The 7,601-nt window shown below is 72.6% G+C and carries 6 protein-coding genes; 2 read left to right on the forward strand and 4 right to left on the reverse strand.

The window, feature by feature from the left end; genetic code table 11:
- A partial coding sequence (locus tag VFJ94_RS12910) for a hypothetical protein (RefSeq protein ID WP_325004625.1) occupies positions 1-197 on the forward strand: 197 nt, incomplete at its 5' end.
- A gap of 52 nt (positions 198-249) precedes the next feature.
- Here VFJ94_RS12910 and VFJ94_RS12915 read toward each other — a convergent pair.
- The 3 genes from VFJ94_RS12915 to VFJ94_RS12925 all read right to left on the reverse strand — a co-directional run bounded on the left by VFJ94_RS12915 (position 250) and on the right by VFJ94_RS12925 (position 4,662).
- Positions 250-768, reverse strand: coding sequence for an amino-acid N-acetyltransferase (locus VFJ94_RS12915; protein ID WP_325004626.1), 519 nt, complete (start codon positions 766-768; stop codon positions 250-252).
- Positions 765-1,970: an LCP family protein gene (locus VFJ94_RS12920; RefSeq protein ID WP_325004627.1), complete on the reverse strand. Its 1,206-nt coding sequence runs from the start codon at positions 1,968-1,970 to the stop codon at positions 765-767. Before VFJ94_RS12920 ends, VFJ94_RS12915 begins: the two co-directional genes overlap by 4 nt.
- A gap of 97 nt (positions 1,971-2,067) precedes the next feature.
- Positions 2,068-4,662 (reverse strand): ATP-dependent Clp protease ATP-binding subunit, encoded by a 2,595-nt coding sequence (locus VFJ94_RS12925; RefSeq protein ID WP_325004628.1) that lies wholly within the window; start codon positions 4,660-4,662, stop codon positions 2,068-2,070.
- A 289-nt stretch (positions 4,663-4,951) separates the two neighbouring features.
- Here VFJ94_RS12925 and VFJ94_RS12930 point away from each other — a divergent pair, with 289 nt between their 5' ends.
- Complete coding sequence (locus VFJ94_RS12930) at positions 4,952-6,475, forward strand: alkaline phosphatase family protein (protein ID WP_325004629.1); 1,524 nt, start codon at positions 4,952-4,954, stop codon at positions 6,473-6,475.
- 186 nt (positions 6,476-6,661) lie between these two features.
- On the opposite strand, the gene VFJ94_RS12935 is transcribed toward VFJ94_RS12930, so the two are convergent.
- A complete protein-coding gene (locus VFJ94_RS12935; RefSeq protein ID WP_325004630.1) occupies positions 6,662-7,348 on the reverse strand; it encodes a hypothetical protein in 687 nt (228 codons plus the stop codon).
- Positions 7,349-7,601 lie beyond the last annotated feature (253 nt).

Consider the following 7,601-nt stretch of genomic DNA (forward strand, 5'->3'; position numbering starts at 1 on the left):
CCACGCTGCCGGGCGGCACGCTGCGCATCCACGGCACGGTGCACGTGTCCGGGGCGAGCACCACCGGCGTCGTCGACGGCGGGACGGGTCGGTATGCGCACGCGCACGGAACGATCGCGATCGGCTCGGGCGCCGACCCGCTCAACACCTACCGGCTGACGCTCGTCGCGGGCGCCGCGGGCGGCACCACCGTCTAGGCCCCCAGCCCGCGGCCTGCATGCCGCCCCATCCGCGGCCAGGCCGGATGCCTCAAGGACGATTCAGCTCGAGCAGCATGCGGTGGTTGCCGAGCGTGTTCGGCTTGACCCGCTCGAGGTCGAGGAACTCCGCGACGCCCTCGTCATAGGAGCGCAGCAGCTCGGCGTAGACGTCCGGCGGCACCGCCTGCCCCTCGATGACCTCGAACCCGTGCCGCATGAAGAACCGCGTCTCGAAGGTGAGGCAGAAGAGCCGTGCGACGCCGAGCTCTCGTGCCTGCTCGACGAGCGCGTCGAGGATGCGGCCGCCGAGGCCGGTCCCGAGCTGGTCCGGCGCGACGGCGAGCGTGCGGATTTCGGCGAGGTCCTCCCACATCACGTGGAGCGCCCCACAGCCCACGATCCGCCCGTCCACCTCGGCGACGAGGAACTCCTGCACCGCCTCGTAGTAGCTGACCGCCTCCTTGCTCACCAGGACCCGACGCTCCGCGAGCGGCGCCACGAGGGCGCGGATGCCGCGGACGTCGCTCGTGCGGGCCCGGCGGATGGCGGGCTGACCGGCGCCCGTCACCGGAGGTTGCCGTCGCGGAAGTCGCCGAAGAGGGCGCGCGCCTGGGGCCCGAGTACGACGATCGACTGCTGCCCCGCCCAGCCGAAGGCGCCCTGGGCGACCCCGCGGCCCACCTTGAGCGGGTCGAGCGTGTGGAAGCGGGCGGCATACGTGAGGATCTGCTCGGCGGACAGGTCGGACGCGGCGTGCCGTCCCAGCGTGGTCAGCGCGCCCGGAAGGCCCAGAGGGCCGGCGAGCCGCGCCTTGACAGCGGCCGCGACGAGAAGCTCGCCCTGGTGCCGAGACCTGCCGAAGTCACCGTCGGGGAGGCTCTTGCGCTCCCGGGCGTAGGCGAGCGCCTGCGCGCCGGTCAGCGTGTGCGCACCCGCGGCAAGGAGGGTCCGGTCCGGGCCGACCGTGACCGGCTTCGGGATGACGACGGGTATGCCGCCCAGCTCGTCCACGACTCTGGTGAAGCTGGCGAAGCCGAGCAGGACGTAGCCCTCGATCGGCAGGCCGGTGACGCCGCGGACCGTCTGCAGCTGGGCCCGGGGCCCGCCGAAGACGAGGGCGGAGTTGATCTTGCCGGCGCCGCCGGTCGACAGCGGCACCCAGAGGTCTCGCGCCATGCCCATGACACCACCCCCGCCGGAGCCGTCGGTGCCGACCACCTGGAGGGTGTCGGCACGCGTGCGCGTCTGGTCCTCGCCCGGACGGGCGTCCGATCCGATGGCGAGCACCCAGCGAGGCCCGGTGCCGAGGCTCGGCGTGCCGACCCCGAGCGAGGGCCACCAGCCGCCCACGACGCGCCACGCCGGACCGACGGCCAGGGTGACGTCGTCGCCCGCGCTGACGGCCGCCACCTGCTCGCCCCGCCACGAGCCGGTCGTCGCCCTCGCACCGGCCGGCACCGCGGCGGGCCTGCGCGCCGCCAGGGCGGCTGCCGCCGCAGGGGAGGCCGTTGCGGTCAACGGCCGACCGGCATACAGGTCGGCGACCAGGGCAGCCAGCCCCGCGGGCGCGCCCGCGACCGTGCCTTGGCCGCCCTGAGCGGACGACGCGGACGAGGACGACGCCGTGCCGGGCAGGCCGCCCCCGGAGGGCGCGGGGCCGGTGCTGGGTGACGTGCCGGTGCATCCCGTGGCGGCGACGAGGAGGGCCACGAGGATGGAGACGACAGCGGGGAGGGGGATCGCGGGTCGACGCCGCTCCGGGAGGCTCACGGGCACCACCGTAGGCCCCCCGCCCGCTCACCGGTTCGAGGTGTCAGCGCGTCACCGGTGCGACGCGCTGACACCTCGACCCCACTCAGCGCCTGGTTCAGTCGTTGCCAGCGACCTTCTTGTCGTCCGGGACCGGCGCCGGGTCGCCGAAGCTGGCGGCCAGTGCGTCGTCGAGCGCCGCGCCCTCGGTGATCTCGGCCAGGTCGTCCGCCGGGCGGTGGCCCGGCCGCGCCTTGTCCGTGAAGGTGAAGTGCTCGGCCTTGTCCTCGCCCTCGGTGTCGACGAGCACGTGCTGGCCGGCGGTGAACTCGGCGTAGAGGATCTTCTCGGACATGGCGTCCTCGATCTCGCGCTGGATCGTCCGCCGCAGGGGACGGGCGCCGAGCACGGGGTCGTAGCCCTTCTTCGCCAGCAGCGCCTTGGCCGCGGGCGCCAGCTCGATGCCCATGTCCTTGTCCTTGAGTCGCTTGTCGAGCTTGGCGATCTCGAGGTCGACGATCTGCGTGATCTCGTCCCGGTTGAGGTGCGGGAACACGATGATGTCGTCGACACGGTTGAGGAACTCGGGCCGGAAGTGCTGCTTGAGCTCGTCCTGCACCTTGGACTTCATCCGCTCGTAGTCGCTGCGGGTGTCGGGCCCGGCCGAGAAGCCCATCGACGCCTTGGAGATGTCCCGCGTGCCGAGGTTGGTCGTCATGATGATGACGGTGTTCTTGAAGTCGACCACCCGACCCTGGGAGTCGGTGAGCCGGCCGTCCTCGAGCACCTGCAGCAGCGAGTTGAAGATCTCCGGGTGTGCCTTCTCGATCTCGTCGAACAGCACGACCGAGAACGGCTTGCGCCGCACCTTCTCGGTGAGCTGGCCGCCCTCCTCGTAACCGACGTAGCCGGGGGGCGAGCCGAACAGCCGGCTCACCGTGTGCTTCTCGGCATACTCCGACATGTCGAGCTGGATGAGCGCGTCCTCGTCGCCGAAGAGGAACTCGGCCAGCGTCTTGGCCAGCTCGGTCTTACCGACGCCGGTCGGGCCGGCGAAGATGAACGAGCCACCGGGACGCCGCGGGTCCTTGAGGCCGGCGCGCGTGCGGCGGATCGCCTGCGACAGGGACTTGATCGCCTCGTCCATGCCCACGATCCGCTTGTGCAGCTCGTCCTCCATGTGGAGCAGCCGGCTGGACTCCTCCTCGGTGAGCTTGAAGACCGGGATCCCGGTGCTCGCGGCCAGCACCTCGGCGATGAGCTCCTCGTCGACCTCGGCGACGACGTCCATGTCGCCGGACTTCCACTGGTTCTCCCGCGCGGCCTTCTCGGCGCGCAGCTTCTTCTCCTCGTCGCGCACCCGCGCGGCCCGCTCGAAGTCCTGGCCGTCGATGGCCGACTCCTTCTCGCGGACGAGCGCGGCGATCTTCTCGTCGAAGACGCGCAGGTCCGGTGGCGCCGTCATCCGGCGGATGCGCAGGCGGGCGCCTGCCTCGTCGATGAGGTCGATGGCCTTGTCGGGAAGGAACCGGTCGTTGATGTAGCGGTCGGCCATGTTGGCGGCGGAGACGAGAGCGCCGTCGGTGATGGTCACCCGGTGGTGCGCCTCGTAGCGGTCGCGCAGGCCCTTGAGGATCTCGATGGTGTGGGGCAGCGTCGGCTCCTGCACCTGGATGGGCTGGAACCGGCGCTCGAGGGCCGAGTCCTTCTCGATGTGCTTGCGGTACTCGTCGAGCGTGGTCGCCCCGATCGTCTGCAGCTCCCCACGGGCGAGCATCGGCTTGAGGATCGAGGCGGCGTCGATCGCGCCCTCGGCCGCCCCGGCACCCACGAGGGTGTGGATCTCGTCGATGAAGATGATGATGTCGCCGCGGGTGCGGATCTCCTTGAGGACCTTCTTCAGGCGCTCCTCGAAGTCGCCCCGGTAGCGGCTGCCGGCGACGAGCGAGCCGAGGTCGAGGGTGTAGACCTGCTTGTCCTTGAGGGTCTCGGGCACCTCGCCCTTGACGATGTCCTGGGCCAGGCCCTCGACGACGGCCGTCTTGCCGACGCCGGGCTCGCCGATGAGGACCGGGTTGTTCTTGGTGCGGCGCGAGAGCACCTGCATCACGCGCTCGATCTCCTTCTCGCGCCCGATGACCGGGTCGAGCTTGCCCTCGCGGGCCGCCTGCGTGAGGTTGCGACCGAACTGGTCGAGCACCAGCGATCCGGCGGGCGTCCCCTCGGGCTGGGCGCTCGGGCCGACGCCCGCGCTCGTCTTGTCGCCCGGGCCGCCCTGGTAGCCGGACAGCAGCTGGATGACCTGCTGGCGCACCTTGTTGAGCTCCGCGCCGAGCTTGACGAGCACCTGGGCGGCGACGCCCTCGCCCTCGCGGATCAGGCCCAGCAGGATGTGCTCGGTCCCGATGTAGCTGTGCCAGAGCTGCAGCGCCTCGCGCAGGGAGTATTCGAGGACCTTCTTGGCGCGCGGCGTGAAGGGGATGTGCCCGGTCGGGGCCTGCTGGCCCTGCCCGATGATGTCCTGGACCTGGGCACGGACCGCCTCGAGGGAGATGTCGAGGCTCTCGAGGGCCTTGGCGGCGACACCCTCGCCCTCGTGGATCAGTCCCAGGAGGATGTGCTCGGTCCCGATGTAGTTGTGGTTGAGCAGGCGAGCTTCCTCCTGCGCAAGGACAACCACCCTTCGGGCCCGGTCGGTGAACCGTTCAAACATGTTTCGCTCCTGACTGATCGAGGCAACTCGATGCTATCCGCGCCCCCTCCTGCGAGGCACACTCGGACCAACGCGACGGTGTGTGCGCATGTTCCCTACCCGGGGGCCGGCGACGTCAGGCACGCTGCTTGTTCGCCAACAGCGGACATGAGGTCGGCGCAGCGGCGATACGCCCCCAATTCCGCCCAGTCGCGAAGGTGGCGGGGCGCGATCCGTCCGGTCGCGTCTGGCCTCGGGCTGCGCCTCGGATGCCAGACTGATATAACCCAGCGAGCTCTCGAGGTGCAGCATGACCAGGTTCCGCCGCCATCCGATCCTGCTTCTGATCGCCCTCGCCCTGGCACTTGCCGGGCCTTCCGCCGCGGGAGCCGTGTCCCCGGCCGCCGCCGAACCGGTCGCCTTCGTCTCGGCGGACCACTCGGATCCCGGCGCCCAGCTGCAGAAGACGGTCACGGTCCCGGCCAACGCCGTGGCCGGTCAGACGCTCCTGCTCGCCTTCACGCACCGGACGGCCGTCGCCTGGACCGGCCCCGGCGGGGTGACCGGCTGGCGCGAGGCGCGCTCCGCGACCACGGACTTCGGCCTGACCTCGACCGTCTGGACCAAGACGGTCGCCGACGGCGACGCCGGCGCCACCGTGAGCTTCGACGCCCCCGACTACGCCAAGGGGATGCTCACCCTCGCGCTCTACAGCGGGGTGGACCCCGGGCCGGGCGTCGACATCGCGTATGCCGTCGACGCCGCGGAGACCACCGTGCACACCACGCCGGTGCTCTCCGGGCGGGCCGGCGCTCTCACCGTGTCCTACTGGGTGGACCGGGGGGTCGGGACGACGTCGTGGGCGTTGGCCTCCGGCGGAACCGTCCGCGACGTGGCGCTGGGCACGGGCGGCGGCCGCTACTCCTCGCTGCTCGCCGACAGCCCCAGCGCTGATGGCCCGGTCGGCGGGCTCACCGCCGAGACGCCGGCGCCGTCCCAGGCCGTGAGCTGGACCGTCGTGCTGCGACCGACCGCGCCGCCCTCCGTGCCCGGGCCGACGAAGGTCCTCGTCATCTGGGAGGAGAACGAGTCGGCGGTCACGGCATTCCCCGCCATGCCCTATCTCACGTCGCTGTCCACCACCTTCGGCAAGGCGACGGCCTACCGGGGCGACGTCCACCCCAGCCTCGGCAACTACCTGGTCGCGGCCTCCGGCCGAGGCGAGGACACGTGCGGGCTGCACGACCCGCTGCCGGCGCTGTGCTCGCTGCCCGGCCAGACGGTCTTCGGCGCGGCGCTCGCGGCCGGCCGAACCGCGAAGACGTACGCCGAGGCGATGACCACGAACTGCCAGCGCACCAACTCGCCGCGGTATGCCGCGCGGCACAACCCGTGGACATACTTCCCGGACGAGGCCGCGGCCTGCACGTCCCTCGACGTGCCGCTCGGGACGACGACGGCCGGGGAGCTCGCCGACGACGTGACGAACGGCACGCTGCCGGACGTCTCGATGGTCATCCCGGACCTGATCAACGACGCGCACGACGGCTCCCTGCTGCAGGCCGACAACTGGCTCAGGCAGTGGGTGCCGGTGCTCATGTCCGGGCCGGACTACCGCTCCGGCAAGCTCGCCATCATCGTGACCTTCGACGAGGGCATCGGTCTCGACCAGAACGTCCCCTTCGTCGTGGTGAGCCCGGACCAGCGGGGCCGGGTCGTCAACGCGCCGTTCGACCACTACGCCCTCGGCCGGCTGCTCACGGACATGGTCGGCGTGGCGCCGCTCGGCGGCGGCGCGACGGCGACCGGGCTGCGCAGCGCGTTCGGCCTCTGACGGTCCTCGACGGGCGGGCCGTGTGCACCCCGACGACCATTGGTCGGCTGCGAGGGGCGTCCTGAGCACGGCCAGAGCGCCGTCGGCGCACCAATGGTCGTCGGTGTGCACACCACCACCACCACCCACCGCCCCGGCTGGTCGAGTGGCCACTTCGGTGCACACCACCCACCGCCGGGCGCGGCCTCAGCCTGCCCGGACCGCCGCCACGGCCGTGGTGAGCGAGCGCGTCCCGATGTCGGTCGCCCGGCGCGCCTCCGGTGCCGTCGCGGTCAGCCGCAGGAGCACGTTGCCGACCTGCAGCACGGTCACGTGGTCGTATGCCGTGCCCTGCGGCGTGGTGTAGGCGATGTCGAGGCTGCCGCCGGGAGCCCCGAGCAGGTCCGCCGTGCGGGCGTGCGAGACCGCCACGCTCAGGTCGCGCTGCGGTGGCGGGGCGGGGCACGCCGCGATGGCCTGGCGCACCGGGGCGAGCGCGCGGGCGGCGTCCGGCGCGCCCGGGAAGACCACCGCGGCGAGGTAGACCTCCGCCCGGGCCGGCCCGCCCGCGTCGCCCCACTGACGCACGAGGGCCGTGGGCCCCTGCGGCCGGGTCACGAAGGCAGCGCCCGGGCACGCCTCGACGATGACCGGGCTCCCGGCGGGAAGCGGGGTGACGGGCAGGCCTTCCGGCCTCAGGGCGCCGAGGCGCGCGAGCACGCCGGGCGCGGCATACGTCGTGGGCGTGGTCGTGGCCGGACCCGCCGCCGACCGCGGACCAGCGGTGTCAGGCCTGGCGCCGGTGCTGCTCACGCCCGTCCCGCCGGGCGGCTGCGGCTCGGAGCACCCCGCGAGCAGCAGGGCACCGAGGGCGGCGGCACGAAGACGACGCATGCATGGCAGTGTGCCGCACCCGCCGCCGCCGGCTGCACGCCGCCGGGATGGAGGGCGCGACGGCGGTACATTGGCGACCGCGGCGCGGGTCGACGAGCGGGACTGCCGGGCCGCGCGCCCTGCCCCCGACCCACCCGGGCCAGCCCTGGTCCCACCCAGCCAGCCCCACCCAGCCAGCCCCACCCAGCCAGCCCCACCCAGCCAGCCCCACCCAGCCAGCCCCACCCAGCCAGCCCCACCCAGCCAGCCCGAC

Source organism: Intrasporangium sp., assembly GCF_035688975.1.
Classification (GTDB): Bacteria; Actinomycetota; Actinomycetes; order Actinomycetales; family Dermatophilaceae; genus CALMNV01.

Excerpts from the sequence above, each read along its gene's own strand:
- VFJ94_RS12925 (WP_325004628.1), bottom strand. The coding sequence starts at position 4,662 with ATGTTTGAACGGTTCACCGACCGGGCCCGAAGGGTGGTTGTCCTTGCG.
- VFJ94_RS12930 (WP_325004629.1), top strand. The coding sequence starts at position 4,952 with ATGACCAGGTTCCGCCGCCATCCGATCCTGCTTCTGATCGCCCTCGCC.
- VFJ94_RS12935 (WP_325004630.1), bottom strand. The coding sequence starts at position 7,348 with ATGCGTCGTCTTCGTGCCGCCGCCCTCGGTGCCCTGCTGCTCGCGGGG.